Source organism: Comamonas odontotermitis (assembly GCF_014207855.1).
In the GTDB taxonomy this organism is placed as follows: domain Bacteria; phylum Pseudomonadota; class Gammaproteobacteria; order Burkholderiales; family Burkholderiaceae_C; genus Comamonas; species Comamonas odontotermitis_A.
In genome coordinates this window covers 1-26,905 of record NZ_JACHKZ010000002.1, presented here as the reverse complement: position 1 = coordinate 26,905, position 26,905 = coordinate 1, and the positions used below count along the sequence as shown (strand labels likewise).

The window sequence follows — 26,905 nt, the reverse complement described above, 5'->3', positions numbered from 1 at the left end:
ATGACCAGTCCTGCCGCGGTGCAGGCGCATGAGCGGGGGCACTCGCATGGTTCGGTTACGGGCGGTGGCTGGCCAGGATCCATTCTGCGGCGCGCTCGGCAATCATGAGGGTGGGCGAATTGGTGTTGCCGCTGGTGATGGTCGGCATGGCGCCCGCATCCACCACCCGCAGCCCGCGCACGCCGCGAACCCGCAGCTCGCTGTCGAGTACGGCCATGGGGTCGCTGTCTGCGCCCATCTTGGTGGTGCCTACCGGGTGGAAGATGGTGGTGGCGATGTCACCTGCGAGACGCGCGAGCTCTTCATCGCTTTGGTACTGCGCACCGGGCTTCCACTCCACCGGCCGGTATTTGGCCAGCGCGGGCTGGGCCGCGATGGTGCGGGTGATGCGCAGGCTGTCGGCCGCCACCTTGCGGTCTTCTTCGGTCGAGAGGTAATGCGGCGCAATGGCGGGCGCGGCTCTGAAATCGGCGTTCTTGATCTGCACCGTGCCCCGGCTGGTGGGGTTGAGATTGCACACGCTGGCGGTAAAGGCCGGAAAGGTGTGCAACGGGTCGCCAAAAGCGTCGAGCGACAGCGGCTGCACGTGGTACTGGATATTGGGGTAGGGGTGTTCGGCGCTGCTGCGGGTGAAGGCGCCCAGTTGCGAGGGAGCCATGCTCATCGGGCCGCTGCGCTTGGCGAGGTACTCCAGCCCGATCTTGGCCTTGCCCCACAGGCTGCCCGCCATCATGTTGAGCGTGGGCGCGCCATCGATCTTGAATACCGCGCGGATCTGCAAGTGGTCTTGCAGATTGGCACCCACACCCGGCAAATCATGTTGCACGCCGATGCCGTGCTGCTGCAGCAGCTCGCCCGGGCCGATGCCCGACAGCTGCAGAATCTGCGGCGAATTGACCGCACCGGCGCTGAGGATCACTTCCTTGCTGGCGCGTGCCGTCACCGTTTCAGATCCGGTCCACACTTCGGCGCCGGTACAGGCGAGCTGCCCGTCTGCCTGGCGCTCCAGCAGCAGGCGGCTCACCTGGGCATTGTTCCAGATCTCGACATTGGGGCGGCCATAGCAGGTGGGGCGCAAGAAGGCCTTGGCGGTGTTCCAGCGCCAACCGGCCTTCTGGTTGACCTCGAAGTAGCCGACACCTTCGTTGGTGCCGCGGTTGAAGTCGTCGGTGGCGGGGATGCCGGCCTGCTGCGCAGCCTGGGCAAAGGCGTCCAGAATGTCCCAGCGCAGGCGCTGTTTCTCGACGCGCCATTCCCCGCTGCTGCCGGTGCGGCGGTTGCCATGCAATTGCGCAAAGCTGGGGCTGGCATCGCCTTCGTGATCCAGCCGCCAATGGTCTTCATGGCGCTTGAAGTAGCCCAGGGTTTCATTCCAGCGCCACCGGGCGTCGCCCGTCAGCTCGGCCCAGTGGTCGTAATCGCGCGATTGGCCACGCATGTAGATCATGCCGTTGATGCTGGAGCAGCCGCCCAGCGTCTTGCCGCGCGGGTAGAGCAGGCTTCGGCCGTTGAGCCCGGGCTCGGGCTCGGTCTTGTAGAGCCAGTCGGTGCGAGGGTTGCCAATGCAGTACAGATAGCCGACAGGAATATGGATCCAGTGGTAATCGTCGCGCCTGCCCGCCTCGATCAGCAGCACGCGGTTGCGTGGGTTGGCCGAGAGGCGGTTGCACAGCAGCGCCCCTGCTGTGCCTGCGCCGATCACGATATAGTCGAAGGAAGTGTTGTCTCCGGGTGTCGTCATGCTTTTGGGGGTTTGGTGACTCGGGCCGCGAACGCAGCCCATATCTGGTAAAAACAGCCTGCAGTGTGCAAACAGTGTGCCGCGTTGCCAATCGGGAATCAACCGATGGAGGCCGTGCTGCCGGGCCCGATGCCACCGTGCCGGGCGCGTGTTCACTGCATGCGCCTGGGTGACACTCAGGCTATAGTGCGTAGTCCGTATTCGTATTGCGCACGCAACAAGAACCAGCTCGCTTTTTCCATTCATGGCGGATTCCTCTCCTCACATCACCGATGCCAACGACAGCGGTCAGCGCTGGGCACAGTTGCGCGGTCGCTGGGGGGCGGCAGAGCTGGGGGACCGGCACATCTGGAAATCCGTGCGCGAGCAATTGCGCAAGCACCCGCCCGGCGAGGGCCAGGCCTGGGATCTGACTGCTGCGGACTGGCTGGACCATGTGGGCGCCCAGCTGCTATGGGAACACTGGCGCCAGCAGCGGCCGCAGCATCTGCGCATGACGGACATGCAGCGCCAGATGATGGAGCGCGTGGCGTCACTGACGATTGCCTGCCCGCCCGAAAAACCTGTCAACTGGTGGGGTTGGCTCATCCAGTTGGGAATGGTGCTGCTGGGCTTTGTGGCCCATGCGCGGGCCATGGTCGAGATGGTGGGGCAGTTGCTGATCGATGTGCTGCGCCTGCTGCGCAACCCGGCGCGCGGGCCGTGGCGCGATTTCTCCGGCAATCTGTACGCGGTGGGAACCACGGCCTTGCCGATCACGGCGCTGGTGGGTTTTCTCATCGGCGTGGTGCTGGCCTATCTGATGTCGCTGCAACTGCGCCAGTTCGGCGCCGATGCTTTCATCGTCAATATCCTGGGTATTTCTCTGGTGCGTGAGCTGGGGCCGCTTCTGGGGGCCATTCTGGTGGCAGGCCGCTCGGGCTCGGCCATTACCGCGCAGATTGGGGTGATGCGGGTGAACGAAGAGCTGGATGCCATGCAGGTGATGGGCATCCCGCACGGCTTTCGACTGGTGATGCCGCGCGCGCTGGCTCTGGCTGCGGCCATGCCGCTGGTGGCCATCTGGACCACCATGTGCGCTCTTGTGGGCGGCATGCTGGCTGCCGATGCGGCCATGGGGGTATCGCCTGCCTATTTCGTGCAGGCAATGCCAGGGGCTGTGGATATTGCCAACCTGTTTCTGGCGCTGGCCAAATCGGTGACGTTTGGTGTGGCCATTGCGCTGATTGCCTGCCACTTCGGGCTGCAGGTGGAGCCCAATACCCAGAGCCTGGGGCGCGGCACCACTTCTTCGGTCGTGATATCGATCACGGCGGTCATCGTGCTGGATGCCATCTTTGCGATTGCATTCCGCAATGTCGGGTTCTAGCCATGGCAGTGACAACCTCAACTGCAACCACCGCTCCAACGGCAGACCAGCCTGTGGTGCAGATCCGCAAGCTGTGGACCGTGTTTGGCCGTGGAGACCATGCGTTTGCGATCCATCAGGATCTCGATCTGGATGTGCGCCGCGGTGAAATCCTGACCCTGGTGGGCGGCTCGGGAACGGGCAAATCCGTGCTGCTGCGGCAGATTCTCGGCCTGCTGCATCCCGCCAAGGGCGAGGTGCTGATCGAAGGCAAGCCCGTGGACGAGCTCAGCCGCCACGGCGCAGCCTCGCGCATCGGCATGCTGTTCCAGCAAGGCGCACTGTTCTCCGCCTTCAATGTGCTGGAGAACATTGCCTTTCCATTGAACGAGCAGGGTACCCTGCCCAAGGCCGTGGTACGCGATGCTGCCATGGTCAAGCTGCAGATGGTGGGCCTCAAGCCCGAGCATGCCACCCGCATGCCATCCGATCTGTCGGGCGGCATGATCAAGCGTGTGGCACTGGCGCGCTCGCTCATCATGGATCCGCCATTGCTGCTGCTCGACGAGCCCACGGCAGGGCTGGACCCGAACAGCTCCGATGAGTTCTGCGATCTGCTCAAGGAGCTGCATGAAGCGCTGGGTCTGACGGTGGTGATGGTCACGCACGACCTGGACACGCTGTTTGCCCTGTCCACCCGTGTGGCGGTACTGGCCGAGAAAAAAGTGATCGTGACGGGAGCGCCGCAAGAGGTGGTGCATTTCCCGCATCCGTTTATCGAACATTTCTTCCTGGGTGAGCGGGGGCGGCGCGCGTTGGCGCCGGTCAGCGCAGTGGCCCTTGGAGGAGCGCTCGCTGGAGCAAAGGAGTAGCTATGGAAAACAAATCGCACGCACTGGCGGCGGGCTTGTTTGTGGTGGTGCTCACGGCCCTGGTCATCGGCATCAGCCTGTGGCTCGGCCGGGACAACACCACCTATACCAAGTACGAGCTGGCAACGGCCGAGAGCGTGAGCGGCCTGCAGCTGCAGGCGCCCGTGCGCTACAAGGGGGTGCCCGTTGGCAAGGTGCGCTCGATTGAGTTTGATCCCGAGAAGAACGGCAATGTGCTGATTGTGATTGCCGTCAATGCCGAGGCTCCGGTCACGCAGACCACCTATGCCATGCTGGGCTTCCAGGGCGTCACGGGCCTCGCACACATCCAGCTCGATGATGACAACATGAACACCACACCGCTGCCGGCCGGGCCGGACGGCCTGCCGCGCCTGCCGATGCGGCCATCGCCTTTTGGCCAGATTGCCGAGCAGGGCCCGATCATCATGCAGCAGGTGGAAGACGCCACCCGCAAGGTGAACGACCTGCTCAGCGCGAACAACCAGCGTGCGCTGATGGCATCGGTGCAAAACCTGGGCCAGGCCGCGCAGAGCCTGGATGCATTGGGCAAGCGCCTGTTGGTGACCGTGGATACCAAGCTCGACCCGGCGCTGGCCTCGCTGCCTGCAGTCGCGCAGGACGCTCGCAAGACGCTGGCCGGTATCGACAAGACCTCGCGTGATGTGAGCCGGGCCGTGGCGGGCCTGTCGTCGAAAGACGGCGTGGTGGGCCAGATGGCGACTGCGGTCGACCAGGTGACCAATGCGGCAGACAACTTCAACCGTGGCACCCTGCCCAATCTGGGCCGCACCATGAACGATGTGGGAGCGGCTGCGCGCCGCATGGGCGATACCGCCGATGCGTTCAAGAACAATCCACAATCATTGATCTATGGCACGTCCAACGCCTTGCCGGGCCCGGGCGAGCAGGGCTTTGTCGCGCCCGCTGCTGCAGGTGCATCGCGATAGAAAGGCTGAGTTCACCATGTCCAAACTGAATCCGCATGCATTGACGGGCTATGCACGGCGCGCGCTGGTGGCAGCTGGCGTGCTGGCGCTGTTGGCCGGCTGCTCTGCATTGCCACAGAAACCGGCTCCGGTAGCGCGCTATGATTTTGGCCTGCAAGCCCCGCAGGCTGCAGGGACTGCCCTGCCAAAGACCTCGGCGCAGGCGCCGCTGGTGTTGGCACAGGTCAGGGCCTCGGGCATGCCGGAGGCAAGCGCCTCCATCCTGTACCGCCTTGCCTACGCCAACGACCGCGAGCTGCGGCCCTACACCCAGGCCCGCTGGGCGGCGCCTGCAGAGCAGCTGATCCAGCAGCGGGTGCGCGATACCCTGGCCCAGCAGCGCGCGGTGCTGCTTGACGATGACGGCGCAACCCAGGCCTTGCAACTGCCCGCGCTGCCCGCCATGCTGCGGCTCGATGTCGAAGAGTTCAGCCAGGTGTTTGACTCCACCACCAGCAGCCGGGGCGTGCTGCGCCTGCGTGCCACCTTGACCGAAGTTTCTCCACGGGGCGAAAAGTGGTTGGGCCAGCAGGTGTTCAGCCTGAGTCAGCCAGCCGCTTCTGCCGATGCCGCGGGCGGCACCGCTGCGCTTGCCATGGCTGTCGGCGAGGCCGCCCAGCAGCTGGACGCCTGGCTGCGCCAACAGGGTCGCTGAGTGCCTTTCAGGCCCATTTCTGTGCACGGCGCGGCGTGCAGCCTGGTGCTGGTGCTTGCCGTGGGCGCCGCATGTGGCGTAGGGCCGGTGCACGCAGCCGAGCAGCGCATGTCGCGCCAGGCCTATGCCGCTGCCAAAGACGCAATCAACGAACGCCACGACAGGGCATTGGCCCATTGCAAAACGGTGGATGGCGGCGCGCAGAGCCGCTGCCGCATGCAGGCCGATGGCCGACGCAAGATTGACCTGGCTACATTGGAAGTGCGCTGGCACCCGAGCGCCAACAACAGCTTCAAGGCCAGCATGGCAGAAGTCGATCTGGCTTACGCCTTGGCCATGGACCAGTGCAAGAAGCAGCACACCGGCAGCGACAAGGAAGCGAGGGCAGCACTCAAATCCTGCAGTGACAAGTCCAAGGGCAAGCGGGTGGCCGGTGAGCAGGCCGCACACCAGCAGGCGGCACTGCAGGCTTCGGTAGGCGCGCCACCCAAAAGCGAGGCAGAACGCCAGCGTGAGGCAGATCTGGACACCGCCATCCGCAAGTGCGACAGCCTGTTGGGCGATGCCAATCTGCAATGCATGAACGCCCTGTCGCCCCAGGCGCGGCAGCGCGCCGCTGACCGCAGCAGCGGTGCCTCGCGCAAGGATTGAGGCAAGGCCTGCTCTTTGAGCAGGCCCTGAAAGCCTGGCTCAGAACCTGCGCTCGCGCAGCAGCAGGGAGCAGCGCAGGCGAAGCCATTGCAGGCGCCGTGCATTGGTGGGTAGAGGCAGGCCTTCGCCGCGTTCCAGCCAGCTATGGCGCAGGTCGCGCAGTTGTTGGCGTGTCAGCTGCTGCAAGGCTTGGCGCCACTGCTGGCGCTGGTGGGTGATGACGTCAGATTTCACTGGTGTCTCCTGCGATTGGCGGGCGGTCGCGTGGCTCATGCTGGTTCCTTGGGAAGAGGCCATGGCTGCATGGGAGCTGCAGGGGGTAGCGGGGCAGGCGGGATGGGCGCATTGCCATCGCTTTTGCCAAAGGCATACCAATCAACTTTGCGGGTTGCCACCATCACGACGGCGAGCACGGCAAACAGGGCCAGCGAGCCGACCACCAGTGCGGTCTGCTCCAGCTGCAGCAGCACGAACAGCAGGCCGTACATCACCGCAATCAGCGCAGCAAATGGCAAGCCGCGTTGCATGCTGCCCAGGATGTGGCTGGCGTAGTAGCCCAGCAGCAGCACACAGGCCGCGGCACCAATGGCGTAGGCTTTCTCAAATCCCAGGTGTTCCGACAGACTGATCAGCAGCAGGAAGAAGCTGCACAGGGCAGAGCCTACCAGCAGGTACTGCACCGGATGCACGCGCAGCTTTTTCAGCACTTCGAACATGCCCACGGCCACAAAGGTCAGCACGACGAAGAGCAGACCGTATTTGGTGGCGCGATCGCTCAAGGTGTAGGGGTTCACGGGGTCGATGAAATGCGTGCCGAACTGCTCCAGGCACTGGCTGCTTTCCTGCTCGAATCCGGCGTCCGGGTCGGCGGGCGAGCACAGAGACTTGCCGGAGAGAAAGCCCTGGCGGGCGGAAGAGGCGAGGGCTGAGATGTTCCAGGTGGCATCAAAACCCGCATCCGTGATCTCGCGGCGCGATGGCAGGAAGTTGCCGCCAAACGAGGGATGCGGCCAGTTCGCCTGCATGTTGACCTGGTTGGCGCCTCCGATCGGCACGAAGCCCACGCGTTCGGTGCCCACCAGCTCCAGCGCCAGTTTCACCTCCATGGGGGCGTTGCTGTCTGCCGCTGCGGCGAGAGGTTTCGATTGCAGGCCGCGCGTATAGGTGGGGTGGCCGGTGCCAGGTTCCAGCGCGACCTCCTGGTTGTTGATGCGCAGGCTGGCGGTGCGGATGCCGCGTGGGTCGCTCACCGGCAGCATCAGGCGTGGGGCGTCGCAGTGGCGCACATTGCTGGTTTCGGGCTTGCCCTGCAGCTGGTTGCCGGGGGCAAAACGGGCGGTGAGCTGGTCAGCCAGCACAAAGGTGTTGACCTGGTAGAGCCCGCGTGTGCGTGGCTGCATCTGCGCGTTGGCGCTGTGCTGGAGGCTGTCGGGCAGGGCGTAGCGCTGAAAGCTCACGAGCCGGGTTTCTGCGCGGCCTTCGCTGTCCTTGGCGACGGCTTCACGGGTGCATTGCTGCACCAGCACTGGCCCAAAAACGGTCTGTGATCCGGCCGTGCTGTTGACCACGCTTTGCACGGCGCGGTCGCGGTTGTAGATGCGGTCGCGCACCACGTCGCTGATCAGCATCAGCCCCACCATCAGCACGGCCACGGTGATGGCCAGGGTGATGGCCTTTTGTACCAGTCTGTTCTTCATGCACACCTCGTTGTTGGATTCAGGTGTGTGCAGTGTTCAAGCGCCTGGTGTGGCTGGCATGAAGTGTGTGAAGGCAGTGTGAAGTATGTACACCGGCGGGGCAGGCACAAGGCCTGCCGGGCGCTCAATGCGACACTGGAAAATCCAGGCTTGCGCGCAGGCCCGGATGCGTATTGGCAAAGTGCAGCTGGCCGCCGTGCAGCTGCATGATGCGAAGCACGATCGACAGGCCAAGCCCCGTGCCGCTGCGCTCGCCATTAGGCCTGGGCGTGGTGAAGAAGCGCTCGCCCAGCTTGTGCATCAACCCCTCAGGCACACCGGGGCCGCTGTCCTGCACGGTGACGCGGTGCGGCGCCAGTTGCACCACCACCTGGCTGCCGCCGGGCGAAAAATCCAGCGCATTGGCTATCAGATTGCTGATGGCCAGCTGCACCAGCTGGGCATCCCAGGCGCCTGCGCTGTCGTTGCCCTGCAGCGTCAGATGAATGCCCTTTTGCACGGCTGTGGCTTGCAGCTGGTGCAGTGCAAGCTCGGCGCAGTCGCGCAGGCTGGTAGTGGGGCGCAAGGCAGCGAGCGGCGGGCGCTGCTCCAGCTGGGTCAGCTGCATCAGCTGGTCCACCAGGTTCTGCAGGCGCTGGCTCTGGTCCATGACCTGCTGGGCAAACAGCTGGCGGTCGGCGGCAGGCAACTCATCCTGCAGCAATTCGCCAGCCCCGCGAATGGCAGCGACCGGGCTTTTGAGCTCGTGGGTCAGCGCGCGCACATAGCCTTCGATGTAGTCCCGCCCTTCCAGGCGCCTGCGCATCGAATCCATGGCGAGGGCCAGGTCGCCCAGCTCGCCCGGTACCTCGGGCACGGGCGGTGCGGCAGGCGCGGGCTGGCGGCCATCGCCTTCATGCAAGGTGGGGCCCTGCACGTGCTGAGCGTAGCTGCGCAACTTGCGCACCTGCACCACCAGCCACCAGGTGATGGCAAAACCCACGCCCGCCGAGAGCAGCAGGAACAGTACGCCGCCGCGCAGCATTTTCTGCTCGCTGCTGTCGATGATGTTCTGCACGGCACGCGCTGCCTTCGAGACGGTCAGCACGCCCACCACCTGCCCGCCGGCTTGGATAGGGGCGGAGACATACATCACGCTGGTGGCGTCGTCATCGGCCACATCGCGCGTGGTGCGGGCGCCGTACTCGCCGCGCAAGGTGCGCGATATGTTGCGCCAGCGTGAATAGTCGGCCCCCACATCCTGGCCTGCCGAGTCGAACAGGACGCGGCCCTGCGTATTGGTGACGGTCACGCGCAGGTCCAGCGCTGCCTTGCGCGTGTCCCAGATCCAGATCTGCACCGGCTGCTCTGCCACTGCCTGCACATGCCGGGCAAAGCGACTGGTGGAGGGCGATGCGGCGAGGCTTCCGTTGGCCATGTCGTCACTGGCAAGCGCAGCCAGCAGGTAGGCCGTTTCCACCAGCGTGTCTTCGGTCACCTTGCGCACGCTGGGTTTGATCTCGACCATGAACACGCGCAGCACAAAGAAGGCCGCCAGACCGTTGATCAGAAAGAAGGCGAACAGCAGCCGCAGCCCCAGGCGCATGGCTCAGCCCTTTGCAACTGCATCCGGCAGGCGCAGGCTGTAGCCCATGCCGCGGTGGGTGGTGATGAAGTCGCAGTCCGGCGCTGCGGAGCGCAGTTTGGCGCGCAGGGTCTTGATATGGGTGTCCACCGTGCGGTCGGAGCTGTCGCTGTCGATGCCCCACACGGCGTCCAGCAGGTGTTCGCGGCTCAGAATGCGGCCTGTGGCGGCGAGCAAGGTACAGAGCAATTGGTACTCGCGCCGCGTCAAATCCAGCAAGGCACCTTGCAGGCGAATGCTCTGGCCTGCTTCGTCCACGACGAAGACGGGCGCAATGGGCGCTTTATCGCTGTGCGACAAGGCCGGATTTTGTTTGGAAAATTCCTGCGAACGGCGAAGCAGCGCCCGGGCGCGTGCCACCAGCTCGCGCGGGCTGAAGGGCTTGGTCAGGTAGTCGTCGGCGCCCAGCTCCAGGCCCAGCACACGGTCCATTTCTTCGCCGCGGGCGCTCAGCACGAGTATGGGCGCGGTTGATCCGCTGGCCCGCAACTGGCGGCACCAGTCGAGGCCGTTGCCATCGGGCAGGCCCACATCCAGCAGCAGTGCATCGAACCGCTGGCTGGCCCATTGCTGGCGTGCGTCGGCAATCAGGAGGCTGTGCGTGCAGCGGATTCCGTCGCGCTCCAGTGCATAGCACACGGTGCGGGCAATGGCCGGGTCGTCTTCCAGCAACAGCACATGGGGCGCGGGGTGCATGGCCTAGCGTCCGCCCGATACGTCGATGATCGCGCCGGTGGAGTAGCTGCTTTTGTCCGACATCAGCCAGCAGATGGCTTCGGCCACCTCGTCGGCCGTTCCGCCCCGGCCCATGGGCACGCCGGGCGCCAGGCGCGCTATGCGGTCTGGCTGGCCGCCGCTGGCGTGGATTTCGGTTTCGATCAGGCCGGGCCGAACCGCGTTGACGCGGATGCCCTGGCTGGCTACTTCGTGTGACAGGCCCAGGGTCATGGTGTCGATGGCCGATTTGGCGGCGGCATAGTCCACGTACTGGTTGGCGGCGCCCAGGCAGGCGGCTCTGCTGGAGACGTTGACGATGCTGCCACCCGCGCCGCCTTCGGCAGTGCTCATGCGGCGCACGGCTTCGCGCGCGCAGATGAAGCTGCCGATCACGTTGATGTCGAACATGCGGCGCCAGCGTGCCAGGTCCATGTCCTGCAGGCGCTGGGCGCGGTCCACCACGCCCGCGTTGTTCACCAGGGCGCTGATGCGTCCCAGTTCGGCATCGACGCGCGCAAACATGGCAAGCACCTGCGCTTCGTTGGCCACATCGGCCTGCACGGCGATGGCACGGCGGCCCAAAGCCTGCACCGCCTGCACCACTTCGCGGGCGGCGCCTTCGTTGTTGCTGTAATTCACGGCGACATCCCAGCCCTGGCGGGCAGCGAGCAGGGCGGTGGCGGCACCGATGCCGCGGCTGGCTCCGGTGATGAGGACGATGGAAGTCATGGCAGGCAAGGACGGCTTTGGACCGGGTGTGGTTGGAGGCCTTATCTTATTAGGGTTTGCTCAAAACTACACGGCATGGCGCAGCCCGGCCGTGGCCTGTTCAAGGCGCGGGTAGCAGGGCGAGGCGGTCAAGTGCCCGTGCATCGGCTTGCGTTACGGGCAGATAGACCACCATGCGCATGCCGCTGCGCGGCGCAGACCACCAGTAGGTCTGGCGCAGGTGGATGAGGCCGAGCACGGGATGGTCGAAGGTCTTTTCCTGGTTCTCGGGGCTGCGAACCTGGTAGCGCTCCCAGGCATTGCGGAAGGTGGGCGAGTGCGTGAGAAAGTAGTCCAGCCGCTCGGCAATGGCGCGGTCGCCGCTTTGCTGTGTGGACGCGGCCCGGAACATGGCAACCATGCGCTCGATGGTCTGCGGTTCGTGGCGCACCACCTGCTGCCAGCGCGCATCGAACAGGCTCATGTGCAGGCAGTTGCGCTGCAGTGCGGGCAAACGTTGCAGCGAGATACCCATCAGCCGCTCGTAGGCGGCGTTGGCGGCGAGCAGGTCGAAGGCGGCGCTTTGCATCTGGGCCGGGTAGGGCAGCAGTTTGTCGAGCAGTTGCATGTGCAGGCAGCTAGGCTCATCGGCAGCGAGGGGCGATGGCTGGTCGAGCTTGATGCCTGCCAGCGCCAGCAGATGGCGCACCTCGTCGTCGTTGCATTGCAGCGCCCGGGCAATGGATTCGATGGCCTGGCGTGAAGGCTGGACCTCGCGGCCCTGTTCCAGCTTGGTGTACCAGGTTACGCCGATACCGGCGAGCTGGGCGACCTCTTCGCGCCGCAGGCCTGGGGTGCGTACGCGGCCATGGCGGGCCAGCCCCATTGCGGTGGCCGACAGGCTCTCGCGGCGGGCGCGCAGAAAGCGGCCCAGCTCCTGTGGCTGGGCAGAGGCCGCAACAGCAGGCGGGGCATGGGGCACGGGCGGTGCAGGCAAGGTCATGGAGCGGTACCGTAGCGGGATTGTTGCACTGCAGTATAGGCTTTCCAAGCCTAGGCTACGCAGAATCTTGTACCAGTCTAAAAAAGACAACACACTGGCGCCCTGTTCATTTCTGGCGCAGACCTCCATGCGAAGAATTTCTGCTGACAACGCCTCGTTTGGCGTTTTTCTGGCCTTTTTGCTGATCCCGCTCTCGGGTATTGGCACGGACATCTACCTGCCCTCCATGCCGGCCATGGCCCAGAGCCTGGGTGGCACGGCAGCACAGATCCAGCTCACACTGACTTTGTTCATCGCTGGCTACGGGCTGGGGCAACTGGTGGTGGGCGTGCTGCTCGATCGCTTTGGCCGCTGGCGCCCCATGCTGGTGGCGCTGGCGCTGTTTGCACTGTCGAGCGCTGCCATTGCCGCCAGTGACAATATCTGGCTCATCTGCGCGCTGCGCCTGCTGCAGGGGGTGCTCGGAGCGGTGGCTGTCGTGAGCAAACGCACCTTCTTTGTGGATGTATTCCGGGGGGCCGCGCTGCAGCGGTATCTCACCTGGATGACCGTGGTGTGGTCGCTCGGCCCCATTTGCGCGCCCTTCATCGGCGGCTTTGTGCAGACGCACTGGGGCTGGCGCGCCAACTTTGTCGTGCTGGCGGCGTTTTCGGTGCTGGCGCTGGTGCTGGAATGCCTGGGCGGCGGCGAGACGCTGGCCAAGCCGCAACCGATCCGGCCGCGCGAAGTGGCTGCGCGGGCCTGGGAGATCGTGCGGCACCGCGCATTTGCGCGCGGCGTGCTGTGCGTGAGCGCGGCCTACGCCATGGTGATGGGCTGGAGCATGGCTTCGCCCTTCATCGTCGAGACGGTGTACCACCGCCCACCCACCACCACTGGCGCACTGGCGCTGCTGATGGGGCTGGCCTGGATGGGCGGCGGCCTCATTGCGCGCGCCGCCATGGCCCGTTCGCTGGCGGCCAAGCACCAGGCGGCGGTAGTGGCCATGGCCTGCTTCATTGCGCTGTTGGCGCTCTCGGCATGGCTGCCTGCCTCCTGGCCTTCGCTGGAGGTGATGGCTGCCCTCGCCTTTTGCATCCATGTGGCGGCAGGGCTGGTGTTCAATATCCATTTCGCCAATGTGCTGTCCATGTTCCCGCAAAGCGCTGCGCTCTCGGGTGGGCTGGCGGGGGGGCTTGCCTTCTTGCTGACCTCGCTCTTCTCGTTGCTGGGCATCCATCTGGTGAATCCGCATTCGGCGGCGGGCATGGCGGTGGTGTATGGTGGGCTGGCCCTGGTTCTTGCGGCGGCCTGGCTTTCGATGGTGACGCGTCGGGCACCGGCCGTGCCGTGCACGGCGCCATAATTGGGAACAACCCCGCCCCCGAATCCGGAATTTGTTTAGCAAGGAGTGATCGCTATGGGTAATTTCGTAGATCTGAAGTCTGCCGACGGCCAGCTTTTTCCGGCCTATATCGCCGAGCCAGCGGGCAAACCGCGTGGTGCCATCGTGGTGGTGCAGGAAATCTTCGGCGTCAATTCGCATATCCGCTCGGTGGCGGACCGCGTGGCGCAAAGCGGCTACCTGGCGATTGCTCCGGCTACCTTTACGCGCGTCAAGGCGGGTGTGGAGCTGGGCTACACCGATGCCGACATGCAGGCTGGCTCTGCGTTGAAGGCGGCGGCCGAGCAACTGCCGCCTCCCGGCGTGCTGCTGGATCTGCAGGCGGCTATCGATGAAGGCGCCCGCCGCACCGGCGGCAAGGTGGGTATCACCGGCTTTTGCTGGGGCGGGCTGTTGGCCTGGCGTGCGGCCTGCGAACTGAACGGCCTGGCCGCTGCCGTGCCGTACTACGGCGGCGGCATGACGACGGCTGCCGAAATGGCGCGCAAGCCCAAGTGCCCGGTGATGGCCCACTTTGGCGACAAGGACCACTGGATTTCGCTGGAATCGGTCGAGGCCTTCAAGACCGCGCACCCCGAGGTGGAGGTATACGTATACGCTGCCGACCACGGCTTCAACTGCGACCAGCGCGGCTCGTACGACGCGGCAGCGTCGGCGGCAGCGCGGGCCCGTACGCAGGCGTTCTTTGCCAAGCATGTAGGCTGACCGCCCGCTGCTTCAACGCCCAAAGCCTTGCCGGCGCCATGCCTGCAAGGCTTTGTTGCATCTTGCACGGTGGCTTGTAACACCCCCGTCATCGCTGCTGCGGATGATGCGCGCATCGCTTACTTTCAACCATAGCAATGATGCGACTCTCTTCTTTTGGCGCTGACCGCCCGCAGGCCGCGCCCCGCTCCCGCCAGGCCCTGGCCGTTTTGGCAGCACTGGCCGCTGCGGCCATGGTCACCGCCTGTGGCGGCGGATCGGGCGGTGACAAGTCAGCCACTGCAACGCTGGCCGTGCTGGAAACCACCGATCTGCACTTCAACATTCGCAGCTACGACTACTTCAAGCTGGCGGACGATCCCTCGTACGGCTTTGAACGCACCGCCACCCTGATCCGCAAGGCACGCAGCGAATTTGCCAATACCTTGCTAGTGGACAACGGCGACACCATCCAGGGTACGGCGCTGGCCGATTACGAGGCGCAGGTGGCGCCGATTGCCTGTGAGCAGCAGCTGTCCATGTACAAGGCCATGGGCGTGCTGCAGTTCGATGCGGGCACGCTCGGCAACCATGAGTTCAACTACGGCCTGCCATTCCTCAACCAGGTGCTGGGCGGTGGTCTGAAGGTGGACGGCGTGGATGCGACCAAAAAATGCGCGGGCCCGGGCTTCCCGATGACGCTGGCCAATGTGATCAGCACCCAGACCAATGCACCGCTGGTGGCGCCGTACGTGGTGCTGAACCGCGAAATCACTGGCATAGACAGTGACGGAAAGGCCACCAGGCTGCCCATCAAGATCGGCGTGATCGGCTTTACCACGCCCGGCATCATGGGCTGGGACAAGCGCCACCTGGAAGGCAAGGTGCGGGTGACCGGCGCCGTTGAGGCGGCGCAGAAATACGTGCCCGAGCTGCGCAGCAAGGGCGCAGACATCGTGGTGGCGCTGCTGCACGGCGGGCTGGATGCCTCGGAATACCGCGCCGACATGGAAAACCCCGGCCTGTACCTGAGCAAGGTGGCGGGTATCGATGCGATGGTGATGGGCCACCAGCATAGCGTGTTCCCTGATACGGCGGATAAGCCTGCCTTCAGCATGGCGGGTGTGGACAACAAGGCGGGCACCATCAACGGTGTGCCCGCCGTGATGGCCAGCTCCTGGGGCAAGGCCCTGGGCGTGGTGGCCCTGTCGCTGCGCTGGGACGGCAAGGTCTGGAGCGTGGACAAGTCCAAGAGCAAGTCAGAGCTGCGCAACACCGCAACTGGCAAGGATGCCGCAGGCAAGGTCACCTATGTGGCGGTCGATGGCAGCATCGCTCCGGTGGTGGAGGGCCAGCACCAGGCTGCCATCCGCTATGTGAAGACGCCGGTGGGCCAGACCGACTTTCGCATGGGCACGCAGTTTGCCGATGTGGGCGATCCGGGGGCGATCCAGATCGTCAACCAGGCGCAGCAAGACTATGTGCAGCGCTATGTGGCAGCCAATCTGCCGCAGTATGCGCAGCTGCCGGTGCTGTCGGTGAGCGCGCCGTTCAAATCGGGTTTCCAGGGTGGTGCGGACTACACCGACGTGGCCGCCGGGCCGCTGGCCATCTCCAGCGCCGCCGATCTGTACCTGTACCCCAACACCGTGTATGCGGTGAAGGTGACGGGCGCGCAGGTCAAGAGCTGGCTGGAAGCGGCGGCCCAGCGTTTCAATCGCATCGATCCGGCAGCTATCGCAGACCAGTGGCTGATCAGCAGCTTTCCGGGTTACAACTTCGACATGTTCACCACGGCTGACGTGCAGTACCAGATCGACGTGACCCAGCCGGTTGGCAGCCGCATTGTCGGCCTGCAGTACAAGGGCCAGCCGATCAACACCGCGCAGGAGTTCGTGATCGCCACCAACAATTACCGTGCCACCAGCGGCAAAGGCTTTTTGCCGGAGCTCGATGGCCGCTCCACCATCTACGCATCGCCCGATACGAACCGCGATGTGGTGATTGCCTACGTCAAGGCGCACCCGCAGATCACGCGTGCGGCCAATGGCGCGGCGCAGAGCTGGCGCTTTGCCAAGACGCCGACTGCCGGCAAGGTGCTGTTCACCTCGGCGGCCAATGCACTGCCGGTGGCACAGGCGGCAGGCCTAGCCAATATCAGTGTGGAAAAGGCAGACGACGGTACGGGCACGCAGCGCGCGGTCTATCGTATCGATCTGGGGCAGTAGGCGGCGTATTGGTACTGCGGGTACTGTGCCTACCCAAAAAAGAGAGCGGTGATGCTCCAGCCGCTCTCTTTTTGATTGATCCGGGGCTTATTTTCCCGTACGCGTCAGGTAGCGCTTGTACGAGAAAAAGCCAATCAGCGTCACCGTGATCAGCGCCATCACGCCCATGGCCCACCAGAAGCCATCTTCCTTGTGAATCAGCGGAATGAATTCGAAATTCATGCCGAAGATGGCGGCGATCAGGTTCAGCGGCAGGAAGATGGCGGTGATGGTGGTGAGCGTGCGCATGATGTCGTTGGCGCGATTGCTCTGTACGCTGAAATGCATCTGTACGGCAGTTTCGGTGCTCTGCTCCAGCCGGCGCACATGGTGCACCACGCGCTCGATGTGTTCCAACACGTCGCGGCTGCGAACTTTGAGCGCTTCCAATTCGCGCTGCGCGCCTGCCGATTCGGGCAGGGGCCAGGTTTCGACGGCATCCACCCAGTCCTGCACGGCGGCGCGCTGGTCTTCACAGATTTCGTCGAGCTGGTGCAGGGTCAGGCGTGCTTCGAGCAGGGCTTGCCAGTTGGCGATGCGCTTGCGCGGGGCGAGCAGCGCGCTTTGCCACAGGTCCAGGTGGCGGGAGAGCTCGCGGCGCAGATCCAGGTAGTTGTCCACGATGATGTTGACGGTGCGCATCATCAGATCCGCGGGCGATGTGGGCAGGCGAACCGGCTGTACGCCGCCTGTACCCGCTGCGGGTGCGGCCGCCGGCGCACGGTAGGCCTTGTCCTCGCGCGCGAGCCGCTCCTGTGTGGCATTGGAGAGCGGGTCGGGCTCGGCAGGCGCGCTGCCGCTGGTGTCGGTCCGGGCAAACTGGAGCAGGCGCCGCGCATAGGCATCGCGCACGGTGCAGTCTTCCGGGTGTACCGACAGCAGCACCCGTTCCCAGGCGGCAAAGCCGACCGGTGTGGTGCTGATGTGGGGTGCATCGTCTATGGGTTTGTCCGCTGCCGTGCGCCGAACGGCGGCCAGGGCGGCAGAGCCGGTCTTGGAGGGCGTCGATGCCAGGCGGCGGATCACCAGCAGGTCGTACTGCGAGGTGTAGTCATAGTGCGACGGCAATTGGGGGTTGAGCAGGTCGGACACATGCAGGTCTACCAGCGGCGCGCCCGAGAGTTTTTGCAGCGCCAGCTGCAGGCTGCCCAGCTGTTCACTGAAATAGCTGCGTGTGCAGGCCAGCCACAGAAAGCCTTTGTCGGGCAACTGGTAGGGCACGGCGGCCAGCTCGGTCGCTTCGTTGCCCGCAATGTGGAAGATGCGGATGCTGCTGGGGTTACTCACCATCAATTCCTGGATAGACTTCGCCCGCCAGCATGGCAAAAAAAAGGAGCCCGCGCAAGCTGCGCAGGCCCTGTGTGTACTGAGTGCTATTGTTTTTATGCCTTGAGCAGGCGTGCAGCATCCAGCGAGAAATAGGTGAGGATGCCATCGGCTCCCGCGCGCTTGAAGGCCAGCAGCGACTCCATCATCACCTTGTCGTGGTCCAGCCAGCCGTTTTGGGCGGCAGCCTTGAGCATGGCGTATTCGCCCGAGACCTGGTAGGCAAAGGTCGGCACCTTGAACTCGTCCTTGACGCGGCGAACCACATCCAGGTATGGCATGCCGGGTTTGACCATCACCATGTCGGCGCCTTCGGCCAGGTCCAGGGCCACCTCGCGCAGCGCCTCGTCGGTGTTGCCGGGATCCATCTGGTAGACGTTCTTGTCGGCCTTGCCCAGGGCGCCGCGTGTGCCCACGGCATCGCGGAAAGGGCCGTAGAAGGCGCTGGCATACTTGGCGCTGTAGGCCATGATACGGGTGTAGATGTGGCCCTGGGCCTCGAAAGCCTCGCGGATCGCGCCGATGCGGCCATCCATCATGTCGCTGGGGGCCACGATGTCGACGCCAGCTTCGGCGTGGTTGAGCGCCTGGCCGATCAGGATTTCCACCGTTTCGTCGTTCAGGATGTAGCCGGTCTCGTCCAGCACGCCATCCTGGCCGTGGCTGGTATAGGGGTCGAGCGCCACGTCGGTCATCACGCCCAGATCGGGAAATTCCTTCTTCAGCGCGCGCACCACGCGCGGAATCAGACCATCGGGATTCAGCGCTTCCTTGCCGTCGGGGGTTTTGAGCGCCGCATCGATCTGCGGGAACAGCGCCAGCACGGGAATGCCGAGTTTCACGCATTCCTCGGCCACGGGCAGCAGCAGATCCAGGCTGAGGCGATCCACGCCAGGCATGGAGGTGACGGCTTCGCGCTTGCCCTGTCCTTCATGCACGAACACCGGGTAGATGAAATCATGCGGCGTGAGCACATTCTCACGCACCAGGTTGCGGGTGAACGCATCGCGGCGCAGGCGGCGCGGACGGTTGTGTGGAAAAGGTGTAGGGCTGGACAGATGCATGCGCCGATTGTGCGCCAGATTGCCCTGGGCGGCTGCCCCTCGCTGCCAAACCTGCGTTGGCGGCTGAGATTTGACTTGCATCAAGATTGCGAGCGCAGTCTTCTTCTGTCACTCCTATGGCGTCAGCTACTACACTTGGGGGATGCTGTGGATCAAAGCCTTTCATATCGTGTTCGTGGCCAGTTGGTTTGCCGGTCTGTTCTATCTGCCGCGTATTTTTGTCAACCTGGCCATGGTTCCGGCTGATTCGCAGGCTGAACGTGAGCGCCTGCTGCTCATGGCGCGCAAGCTGCTGCGTTTCATGACGATGATTGCCGTGCTGGCGCTGGGCTTGGGCCTGTGGCTGTGGTTGGGCTGGTGGCGCGGGGCAGGGGGCTGGCTGCATGCCAAGCTGCTGATCGTGGCGCTCATCATCGGCTACCACCACGCCTGCGCGGTGCTGTTGCGCAAGATCGCCAATGGCACAGACAGACACTCGCATGTCTGGTACCGCTGGTTCAACGAAGTGCCCGTGTTGTTGCTGATTGCCGCCGTCATCCTGGCGGTGGTCAAGCCCTTTTGACTTTTGACATGGGTCACTCCTGAAATGCAAGACCAGCCTGCCGCGCAGCTGCCCGCAGACAACCACCGGACCATTGCCTGGCCTCTGGTGCTGGTGTATGCGGTGCTGATCGTATTTGCCAGCCTGTTTCCGTTTGAGGGTTGGCGCACGCAGGGCATTTCGCCCGCGGAGTTTCTGCTGGCGCGGATTCCACCACCGTACTGGACTTGGTTTGATGTGCTCATCAACGTGGCGGGCTATGCGCCGCTGGGCTTCTTGCTGAGCCTGGGGTTTTGGCGCCATGGCTGGCGCAGATCGGGTTGGCTGTGGGCGCTGCTGCTAGGTGGTGCGCTCTCGCTTGCCATGGAATTTCTGCAGATATTCCTGCCTCAGCGGGTGTCGAGCAATATGGACTGGCTGCTCAACAGCATTGGCGCGCTGATGGGGGCGTTGCTGGTGCCACTGTTCGTGTGGATGGGTATTTTGCGGCGCTGGAGCGATGTACGTGACCGCTGGTTCATCCCTGACTCGCGCGGCGCCATCGTGCTGCTGCTGCTGTGGCCGCTGGCGCTGCTCTTTCCGCCACCGCAACCATTCGGTCTGGGCCAAGTGTTTGACCGGCTGGAGAGCTGGCTGGTCGATATTCTGGTGAATACCGCATTTGAAGAGTGGATGCCCAACTTCATGCAAGCCAACGAGCCCTTGTCGCCGATCGGCCAGTTGGTGGTGGTGATGCTGGGGCTGCTGATACCGTGTTGGCTGGCTTTCAGCGTGATGACCCACTTCACGCGTCGCATGGTGATGGTGGGGCTCATTGTGGTGGTGGGGATTGCGGTTTCGGCGCTGTCATCGGCGCTCAGCTATGGCCCGGCATTCGCGTGGGACTGGCTGGACCATACTGCGCGCCTGGGCATTGCGCTGGCGTTGGCGCTGGCGCTGCTGCAGGTGGGCCTGCCGCGGCGCTATTGCGTGCTGCTGCTGTTGATGGGCCTCATGATCGACGTGAACATGCTCAACCAGGCGCCACCCAGCCCGTACTACGCCACGGCACTGCAATCGTGGGAGCAGGGCCGGTTCATTCGCTTTTTTGGGCTGGGCCAGTGGCTGGGCTGGCTGTGGCCGTTCGCGGTGATTGTGTATGTGCTGCTGCTTTTGGGGCGTGTGCCAGGCGATGTGGTGGCGCGGCGCCGCCGGCAAAGCGCCGGGCACTGAAGCGCAACCGCGCTGCCATCATGGGTGTGGCGACTTGCCAAGCTGCCACAATAGCGCCATTGCATTTGACGAGAGCGAGCCATGAGTGAGCAAAAACCCGGCGACAGCGGCCAGTACTACCAACACCATGTGTTCTTCTGCCTGAACGACCGTGTCAATGGCGAAGACAGTTGCGCCCACCACGGCGCACAAGCCATGTTTGACCACTGCAAGGCACGCGTCAAGGCCGAGGGCCTGAATGGCCCAGGCAAGGTACGCATCAACAAGGCCGGCTGCATGGACCGCTGCGCGGGCGGCCCGATCATGGCAGTGTATCCAGAAGGTGTCTGGTATACCTACATCGACAACGACGATATCGACGAGATCATCGAGTCGCACCTGAAAAACGGCAAGGTGGTCGAGCGCCTGGTGACGCCGCCCGACGTAGGGCGTTGATTCTTTGAGTAAATTGCCTCTGGCGCTTATCTGATAAGCGCTATTTGCTATGGAGTTGATAGCGTCATGAATGCGCAGACAGAACGATTCACCATCCACGGCCCGGCCGGAACCCTGGAGGTGGCGCGAGACGCGGCCGCCTCCCCCGACGGCGCCGTGCACGGCACCGCCGTCATCGGCCATCCTCACCCGTTATTCGCAGGCACCATGGACAACAAGGTGGTGCAGACCCTGGCGCGTGCCTTTGTGGCCAGTGGCTGGAATGCGCTGCGCTTCAACTTTCGCGGCGTGGGCCAGTCGGCTGGCACCTACGACGAAGGCCGGGGTGAGCGCGAGGATTTTCTGGCGGTGGTGGAGCAATTGGCGCCGCAGGGGGCACTGGCGCTGGCGGGCTTTTCTTTCGGCTCCTTCGTGATGAGCCACGCGCTGGCGGAACTTTGGCCCCGGCGCCAGATCGAGAAAGTGGTGTTTGTGGGCACGGCCGCGTCGCGTTTCACCGTGGCTGCGGTACCGCCCGAGGCGCACGAGCGCACCCTGGTCATTCACGGGGAGGTGGACGACACCGTGCCGCTGTCTTCGGTGATGGACTGGGCGCGGCCGCAGATACTTCCAGTTACGGTTGTGCCAGGGGGCGCACACTTCTTCCACGGACAATTGCCGCTGCTCAAAGGCTTGGTCATGCGCCACCTGAGCACTGCTGCGGCTTGACCGTGGTGTAGTATTGCTATTGGTTTTGATGGCCTGCCGCCCGCTGCATGGGCTTTGGCAGGCAAGTTGTAAAGTTGGACGACATGAAATCTTCTTTGATGCCCACCCTGCGCACCTGGGCTGCTGCGGCCTTGCTGGCCCCCACACTGGCCCTGGCCCAACTGGCGGCACCTGTACCTCCCGAAATCGCCGCACGCAACTACCTGTTGTTTGATGCAACCACTGGTCAGGTACTGGCTGCCAAGGACATCGATGCGCCGGTGGAGCAGGCATCGCTCACCAAGCTGATGACCGGCTATGTGGTGTTTGACGCGCTGCGCGCCAAGAAAATCAGCCTGGAGCAGACCTTGCCAGTGAGCGAGCGGGCCTGGAAGATGCCGGGCTCGCGCATGTTCATCGACCCCAAGATGCAGGTGAAGGTGGACGATCTGCTGCACGGCATGATCGTGCAATCGGGTAATGACGCCACCATGGCGCTGGCCGAAGGTGTGGGCGGTACTGCCGAGAACTTTGTGCGCCTGATGAACGAGCAGGCCAAGGCTCTGGGCATGACAAACACGGCCTACAAGAACCCGGAAGGCCTGACCGAGCCCGGCCATACGACGACCGCCAAGGACCTGAGCATCCTGGCCAACCGCCTGATGAAGGACTTCCCGGAATACATGCACTACTACTCGACCAAGCAGTGGTACTACCCCGGCACCCCCAAATCCAATGGCACCAATCGTAATACTTTGTTGTTCCGCGACCCCACGGTGGACGGACTGAAAACCGGTCACACCAATGCTGCGGGCTACTGTCTGGTATCTACGGCCAAGCGCCAGGTGCCCAATGCAGGTGACCGTCGCCTGATCTCGATCCTGCTGGGCGCTGCCAGCGACAAGGACCGCGCCAACGAGAGCCAGAAGCTGCTGAATTGGGGCTACACCGCCTTCGACACCGTCAAGCTGTTTGATGGCGGCCAGCCTGTGGCAACGCCCAAGGCCTGGAAGGGTGCGCAGGACACCGTCAAGATGGGCAGCGCCACGCCGATCATCGTCAACGTGCCCGCTGGCACCGGCGGCAAGCTGGAAACCCAGGTGGTTAGCCAGGAGCCGCTGATCGCGCCTTTCACCAAGGGTCAGAAGCTGGGCAGCCTGAAAGTGATGGCTGGCGGCCAGCAAGTGGCTGAAGTGCCGCTGGTGGCGCTGGAGGATGTGGGCGAAGCCGGCATCTTTGGCCGCGCCTGGGATGCAATCCGCCTCTGGATCAAGTAAGCGCCTGGAAATCGACAAAAGCGTGCCTTGGCACGCTTTTGTCATTCTGGCCTGTTCAAAAACAGGAGCGGGATGCGCTTTGCCGGCGTGGGTCATCGCGTAAAAAGACCGGTCATGTGCTGTTGACGCACTACGGGTTCCCCCGTAAACATTTGCCGGATTTTGCCTTCGGTGGTACATTAGAGGGCTTTTCGGAATTTCCGAAGGGATTCACGTTTTCGCTTTTCGAAGCAAATTCACGTTTAGGGACGTTTAATTAATGCCAACCATTAACCAACTCGTGCGTCAGGGCCGCACGGTAGAAGTTGTTAAATCCAAGAGCCCTGCTATGGAAAACTGCCCACAGCGCCGTGGCGTGTGCACCCGTGTGTACACCACGACGCCTAAGAAGCCTAACTCCGCTCTGCGTAAGGTGGCCAAGGTTCGTCTGACCAATGGTTTCGAAGTCATTTCGTACATTGGCGGTGAAGGCCACAACCTGCAAGAGCACAGCGTCGTGCTGGTGCGCGGCGGCCGTGTGAAGGACTTGCCAGGTGTGCGTTACCACATCGTGCGCGGTTCGCTTGACCTGCAAGGCGTCAAGGACCGTAAGCAAGCCCGTTCCAAGTACGGTGCAAAGCGTCCTAAGAAGGCTTAATCGCTTTTTCAAGACATTCCCGGTGTTTGTCAGCCAGGCAGGCTGCACAAGCGTAGTGACCCCAAAGGCAAATGTTTTGCCCGGGTCGAGTAAGTGGGAGTCCATATTGGCTCTCGCGGTGTCTGAAAAGATACCAACTGAAGCAAAGATAGAGGTGAAGAAATGCCACGTCGTCGCGAAGTCCCCAAACGTGAAATTCTGCCGGATCCAAAGTTCGGCAATGTAGAGCTGTCCAAATTCATGAACGTGATCATGGAAGGCGGCAAGAAGGCAGTTGCAGAGCGCATCATTTATGGCGCTCTGGATCTGATCGAGAAAAAGCACCCAGGCAAGGATCCTCTGGAAGCTTTCGTTGTTGCTATCAACAATGTCAAGCCCATGGTCGAAGTGAAGTCCCGCCGTGTTGGCGGTGCCAACTACCAGGTGCCAGTGGAAGTGCGTCCTGTCCGTCGTCTGGCTCTTTCCATGCGCTGGATCAAGGAAGCCGCACGCAAGCGCGGTGAAAAATCGATGGCCCAACGTCTGGCCAACGAACTGCTGGAAGCCACCGAAGGCCGTGGCGGTGCGATGAAGCGCCGTGACGAAGTGCACCGCATGGCCGAAGCGAATAAGGCATTTAGCCACTTCCGCTTCTAATCTGAGCGATCTCTCTTGATCCTGCAAAGGCCGCCAGCAACAGATTTTTGCTTGCGGCCTTGCTTGGATTCAGACTGCCCTCATATCGTGGTTGATGTCTGTGCTATCCGCCAGTTTGCATCACCTCCTCCTCACTGATCAACAAAGGATCAATCATGGCTCGCAAGACCCCCATCGAGCGCTACCGCAATATCGGTATTTCTGCGCACATCGACGCAGGTAAAACCACCACGACCGAACGTATCCTGTTTTACACCGGCGTGACCCACAAGCTGGGTGAAGTGCACGACGGCGCTGCTACCACCGACTGGATGGAGCAGGAGCAAGAGCGCGGCATCACCATCACTTCCGCTGCAGTGACCTGCTTCTGGAAGGGTATGGACATGTCCTACCCAGAACACCGCTTCAACATCATCGACACCCCCGGCCACGTGGACTTCACGATTGAAGTGGAACGTTCCATGCGCGTGCTGGATGGTGCCTGCATGGTGTACTGCGCTGTGGGCGGCGTGCAGCCACAGTCTGAAACCGTGTGGCGTCAGGCCAACAAGTACAAGGTGCCTCGTCTGGCCTTTGTGAACAAGATGGACCGTACCGGTGCCAATTTCTTCAAGGTCTATGACCAGATGAAGCTGCGCCTGAAGGCCAATCCTGTGCCCGTGGTGATCCCAATCGGCGCTGAAGAAAACTTCAAGGGCGTGGTTGATCTGGTCAAAATGAAGGCCATCATCTGGGACGAAGCTTCCCAAGGCATGAAGTTCGAATACCAGGACATCCCTGCTGATCTGGTGGAAACCGCCAACAAGTGGCGTGAAAACCTGGTGGAATCGGCTGCCGAAGCTTCGGAAGAGCTGATGAACAAGTACCTGGAAGAAGGTACCCTGTCGGAAGAAGAAGTGAAGGCCGGTATCCGTGCCCGCACGCTGTCGACCGAAATCCAGCCTATGCTGTGCGGCACCGCGTTCAAGAACAAGGGTGTGCAGCGCATGCTGGACGCCGTGATCGACTACCTGCCTTCGCCAGTGGACATCCCTGACGTGGCTGGTACCGATCCTGATGACGAAGAAAAGAAGCTGACCCGCAAGGCGGATGACGGCGAGAAGTTCTCTGCTCTGGCGTTCAAGCTGATGACCGACCCATTCGTGGGCCAGTTGACCTTCGTGCGTGTGTACTCCGGCGTTCTATCCAAGGGCGACACCGTGTACAACTCGGTCAAGGGCAAGAAAGAGCGTATCGGCCGTATCGTGCAGATGATGGCGAACGACCGTATCGAAGTGGATGAAATCCGCGCCGGTGACATCGCTGCTTGCGTGGGTCTGAAGGACGTGACCACGGGTGAAACCCTGTGCGACGTCGCCGCTCCTATCGTGCTGGAACGCATGGTGTTCCCAGAGCCCGTGATTGCACAGGCTGTGGAGCCCAAGTCGAAGGCCGACCAGGAAAAGATGGGTATCGCTCTGTCGCGTCTGGCTGCAGAAGATCCATCCTTCCGCGTGCGTTCGGACGAAGAATCCGGTCAGACCATCATCGCCGGCATGGGCGAGCTGCACCTGGAAATCATCGTTGACCGCATGAAGCGTGAATTCGGTGTGGAAGCCAACGTGGGTAAGCCCCAGGTTGCCTACCGCGAAACCATTCGCAGCACGGTCAAGGACGTGGACGGCAAGTTCGTTCGCCAATCCGGTGGTAAGGGCCAGTACGGTCACGTGGTTCTGACTCTGGAGCCTCAAGAAGCTGGTAAGGGCTTTGAGTTCGTCGATGAAATCAAGGGCGGTGTGGTTCCTCGCGAATACATCCCTGCGGTGGAAAAGGGCGTTATCGAAGCGCTGACCTCTGGCGTGCTGGCTGGCTACCCTGTGGTGGACGTCAAGGTGCGTTTGACCTTCGGTTCGTACCACGATGTGGACTCGAACGAAATGGCGTTCAAGATGGCTGCCATCTTCGGTTTCAAGGAAGGTGCTCGCAAGGCCAACCCCGTCATCCTCGAGCCAATGATGGCCGTGGAAGTGGAAACGCCTGAAGACTACGCCGGTACCGTGATGGGCGACCTGTCGTCCCGCCGCGGTATGGTGCAGGGCATGGAAGACATGGTTGGTGGCGGCAAGGCTATCAAGGCAGAAGTGCCACTGTCCGAAATGTTCGGCTACGCCACCTCGCTGCGTTCGCAAACGCAAGGTCGCGCTACATACACGATGGAGTTCAAGCACTACGCTGAAGCTCCGCGCAACGTGGCGGAGGCCATCGTCGCAGCACGCGCCAAGGCCTAATAAGTAGCGCTTGCGTCCGTTGATCGGGCGCAAGCTGCTATCTTTTTAATAGTTTTGTCTACGATTCGGTGCCGCTTTGTTTCCTGTGCGAAGCGATCAAGCAATCGGATGTAGACGTTAAACCCAACACAGGTTTTGCTCTTTATTTGGAGAATTTCTCATGGCAAAAGGTAAGTTTGAACGTACCAAGCCCCACGTGAACGTGGGCACCATCGGTCACGTTGACCACGGCAAGACCACCCTGACGGCTGCTATCGCCACCGTTCTGTCCAAGAAGTTTGGCGGCGAAGCCAAGAAGTACGACGAAATCGACGCGGCTCCTGAAGAAAAGGCCCGTGGTATTACCATCAATACCGCTCACGTCGAGTACGAAACGGCCAACCGCCACTACGCTCACGTTGACTGCCCAGGCCACGCTGACTATGTGAAGAACATGATCACCGGCGCTGCCCAGATGGACGGTGC

Annotated in this window: 26 protein-coding genes; 17 read left to right on the top strand and 9 right to left on the bottom strand. The window is 62.9% G+C overall.

Annotated elements, in window-relative coordinates; all coding sequences use genetic code 11:
* Window positions 1-55: 55 nt before the first annotated feature.
* Window positions 56-1,741 (bottom strand): GMC family oxidoreductase, encoded by a 1,686-nt coding sequence (locus tag HNP33_RS02135; protein ID WP_184704811.1) that lies wholly within the window; start codon window positions 1,739-1,741, stop codon window positions 56-58.
* Between the two features lie 244 nt (window positions 1,742-1,985).
* Here HNP33_RS02135 and HNP33_RS02130 point away from each other — a divergent pair, with 244 nt between their 5' ends.
* From HNP33_RS02130 to HNP33_RS02110, 5 genes are read left to right on the top strand one after another with little or no spacing between them, the layout of a single operon-like run.
* Window positions 1,986-3,110: an MlaE family ABC transporter permease gene (locus HNP33_RS02130; RefSeq protein WP_184704809.1), complete on the top strand. Its 1,125-nt coding sequence runs from the start codon at window positions 1,986-1,988 to the stop codon at window positions 3,108-3,110.
* Window positions 3,111-3,112: 2 nt separating this feature from the next.
* Window positions 3,113-3,961: an ABC transporter ATP-binding protein gene (locus HNP33_RS02125; RefSeq protein ID WP_184704807.1), complete on the top strand. Its 849-nt coding sequence runs from the start codon at window positions 3,113-3,115 to the stop codon at window positions 3,959-3,961.
* Between the two features lie 2 nt (window positions 3,962-3,963).
* Window positions 3,964-4,929 (top strand): MlaD family protein, encoded by a 966-nt coding sequence (locus tag HNP33_RS02120; RefSeq protein ID WP_184704805.1) that lies wholly within the window; start codon window positions 3,964-3,966, stop codon window positions 4,927-4,929.
* A 16-nt stretch (window positions 4,930-4,945) separates the two neighbouring features.
* Window positions 4,946-5,623, top strand: a complete 678-nt coding sequence (locus tag HNP33_RS02115; RefSeq protein ID WP_184704803.1) for an ABC-type transport auxiliary lipoprotein family protein — start codon at window positions 4,946-4,948, stop codon at window positions 5,621-5,623.
* Window positions 5,624-6,274, top strand: coding sequence for a hypothetical protein (locus HNP33_RS02110; protein ID WP_184704801.1), 651 nt, complete (start codon window positions 5,624-5,626; stop codon window positions 6,272-6,274). It begins immediately after the preceding gene.
* A gap of 39 nt (window positions 6,275-6,313) precedes the next feature.
* On the opposite strand, the gene HNP33_RS02105 is transcribed toward HNP33_RS02110, so the two are convergent.
* The 6 genes from HNP33_RS02105 to HNP33_RS02080 all read right to left on the bottom strand — a co-directional run bounded on the left by HNP33_RS02105 (window position 6,314) and on the right by HNP33_RS02080 (window position 12,023).
* Window positions 6,314-6,547 carry a hypothetical protein gene (locus HNP33_RS02105; RefSeq protein WP_184704799.1) on the bottom strand — a complete coding sequence of 78 codons (234 nt, stop codon included), beginning with the start codon at window positions 6,545-6,547 and terminating at the stop codon, window positions 6,314-6,316.
* Window positions 6,544-7,971 carry a cell envelope integrity protein CreD gene (gene creD / locus HNP33_RS02100; protein ID WP_184704797.1) on the bottom strand — a complete coding sequence of 476 codons (1,428 nt, stop codon included), beginning with the start codon at window positions 7,969-7,971 and terminating at the stop codon, window positions 6,544-6,546. The genes HNP33_RS02105 and creD overlap by 4 nt, the downstream gene beginning before the upstream one ends.
* A 124-nt stretch (window positions 7,972-8,095) precedes the next feature.
* Window positions 8,096-9,556 (bottom strand): two-component system sensor histidine kinase CreC, encoded by a 1,461-nt coding sequence (gene creC, locus HNP33_RS02095; RefSeq protein ID WP_184704795.1) that lies wholly within the window; start codon window positions 9,554-9,556, stop codon window positions 8,096-8,098.
* A 3-nt stretch (window positions 9,557-9,559) separates the two neighbouring features.
* Window positions 9,560-10,291 carry a two-component system response regulator CreB gene (creB, locus tag HNP33_RS02090; protein WP_184704793.1) on the bottom strand — a complete coding sequence of 244 codons (732 nt, stop codon included), beginning with the start codon at window positions 10,289-10,291 and terminating at the stop codon, window positions 9,560-9,562.
* Window positions 10,292-10,294: 3 nt separating this feature from the next.
* Window positions 10,295-11,041 carry an SDR family oxidoreductase gene (locus HNP33_RS02085; protein ID WP_184704791.1) on the bottom strand — a complete coding sequence of 249 codons (747 nt, stop codon included), beginning with the start codon at window positions 11,039-11,041 and terminating at the stop codon, window positions 10,295-10,297.
* 100 nt (window positions 11,042-11,141) lie between these two features.
* The gene (locus HNP33_RS02080; RefSeq protein WP_184704789.1) at window positions 11,142-12,023 is read right to left on the bottom strand and encodes a helix-turn-helix transcriptional regulator; all 882 of its coding nucleotides are present in this window, start codon (window positions 12,021-12,023) and stop codon (window positions 11,142-11,144) included.
* On the opposite strand from HNP33_RS02080, the gene HNP33_RS02075 reads away from it, so the two are divergent.
* From HNP33_RS02075 to HNP33_RS02065, 3 genes are all read left to right on the top strand, one after another.
* On the top strand, window positions 12,022-13,368 hold the full coding sequence (locus tag HNP33_RS02075) for an MFS transporter (RefSeq protein WP_233464273.1): 1,347 nt from the start codon (window positions 12,022-12,024) through the stop codon (window positions 13,366-13,368). The genes HNP33_RS02080 and HNP33_RS02075 overlap by 2 nt on opposite strands.
* 54 nt (window positions 13,369-13,422) lie before the next feature.
* Complete coding sequence (locus HNP33_RS02070) at window positions 13,423-14,112, top strand: dienelactone hydrolase family protein (protein ID WP_184704785.1); 690 nt, start codon at window positions 13,423-13,425, stop codon at window positions 14,110-14,112.
* Window positions 14,113-14,252: 140 nt separating this feature from the next.
* On the top strand, window positions 14,253-16,319 hold the full coding sequence (locus HNP33_RS02065) for a bifunctional 2',3'-cyclic-nucleotide 2'-phosphodiesterase/3'-nucleotidase (RefSeq protein ID WP_184704783.1): 2,067 nt from the start codon (window positions 14,253-14,255) through the stop codon (window positions 16,317-16,319).
* Between the two features lie 87 nt (window positions 16,320-16,406).
* Here the strand turns inward: HNP33_RS02065 and HNP33_RS02060 are convergent, their stop codons facing one another.
* On the bottom strand, window positions 16,407-17,648 hold the full coding sequence (locus HNP33_RS02060; RefSeq protein ID WP_184704781.1) for a magnesium transporter CorA family protein: 1,242 nt from the start codon (window positions 17,646-17,648) through the stop codon (window positions 16,407-16,409).
* A gap of 92 nt (window positions 17,649-17,740) precedes the next feature.
* Window positions 17,741-18,748, bottom strand: coding sequence for a porphobilinogen synthase (gene hemB / locus HNP33_RS02055; RefSeq protein ID WP_184704779.1), 1,008 nt, complete (start codon window positions 18,746-18,748; stop codon window positions 17,741-17,743).
* A 142-nt stretch (window positions 18,749-18,890) separates the two neighbouring features.
* Here hemB and HNP33_RS02050 point away from each other — a divergent pair, with 142 nt between their 5' ends.
* The 9 genes from HNP33_RS02050 to HNP33_RS02010 form a co-directional block, all read left to right on the top strand.
* Complete coding sequence (locus tag HNP33_RS02050) at window positions 18,891-19,310, top strand: CopD family protein (RefSeq protein WP_184704777.1); 420 nt, start codon at window positions 18,891-18,893, stop codon at window positions 19,308-19,310.
* Window positions 19,311-19,334: 24 nt separating this feature from the next.
* Window positions 19,335-20,501 carry a VanZ family protein gene (locus HNP33_RS02045; protein ID WP_184704775.1) on the top strand — a complete coding sequence of 389 codons (1,167 nt, stop codon included), beginning with the start codon at window positions 19,335-19,337 and terminating at the stop codon, window positions 20,499-20,501.
* A gap of 81 nt (window positions 20,502-20,582) precedes the next feature.
* Window positions 20,583-20,936 (top strand): (2Fe-2S) ferredoxin domain-containing protein, encoded by a 354-nt coding sequence (locus tag HNP33_RS02040; protein ID WP_184704773.1) that lies wholly within the window; start codon window positions 20,583-20,585, stop codon window positions 20,934-20,936.
* A gap of 66 nt (window positions 20,937-21,002) precedes the next feature.
* Window positions 21,003-21,644, top strand: coding sequence for an alpha/beta hydrolase (locus HNP33_RS02035; RefSeq protein ID WP_184704772.1), 642 nt, complete (start codon window positions 21,003-21,005; stop codon window positions 21,642-21,644).
* Between the two features lie 83 nt (window positions 21,645-21,727).
* Window positions 21,728-22,900 carry a D-alanyl-D-alanine carboxypeptidase family protein gene (locus HNP33_RS02030; RefSeq protein WP_224151093.1) on the top strand — a complete coding sequence of 391 codons (1,173 nt, stop codon included), beginning with the start codon at window positions 21,728-21,730 and terminating at the stop codon, window positions 22,898-22,900.
* 259 nt (window positions 22,901-23,159) lie between these two features.
* Window positions 23,160-23,537 carry a 30S ribosomal protein S12 gene (gene rpsL / locus HNP33_RS02025; protein WP_013517317.1) on the top strand — a complete coding sequence of 126 codons (378 nt, stop codon included), beginning with the start codon at window positions 23,160-23,162 and terminating at the stop codon, window positions 23,535-23,537.
* Window positions 23,538-23,699: 162 nt separating this feature from the next.
* Window positions 23,700-24,173, top strand: coding sequence for a 30S ribosomal protein S7 (rpsG, locus tag HNP33_RS02020; protein ID WP_184704770.1), 474 nt, complete (start codon window positions 23,700-23,702; stop codon window positions 24,171-24,173).
* 155 nt (window positions 24,174-24,328) lie between these two features.
* Entirely contained in the window at window positions 24,329-26,440 is a 2,112-nt protein-coding gene (fusA, locus tag HNP33_RS02015) for an elongation factor G (RefSeq protein ID WP_184704769.1), read from the top strand.
* Between the two features lie 160 nt (window positions 26,441-26,600).
* On the top strand, window positions 26,601-26,905 hold a 305-nt coding region (locus HNP33_RS02010), incomplete at its 3' end, for a GTP-binding protein (protein WP_233464271.1).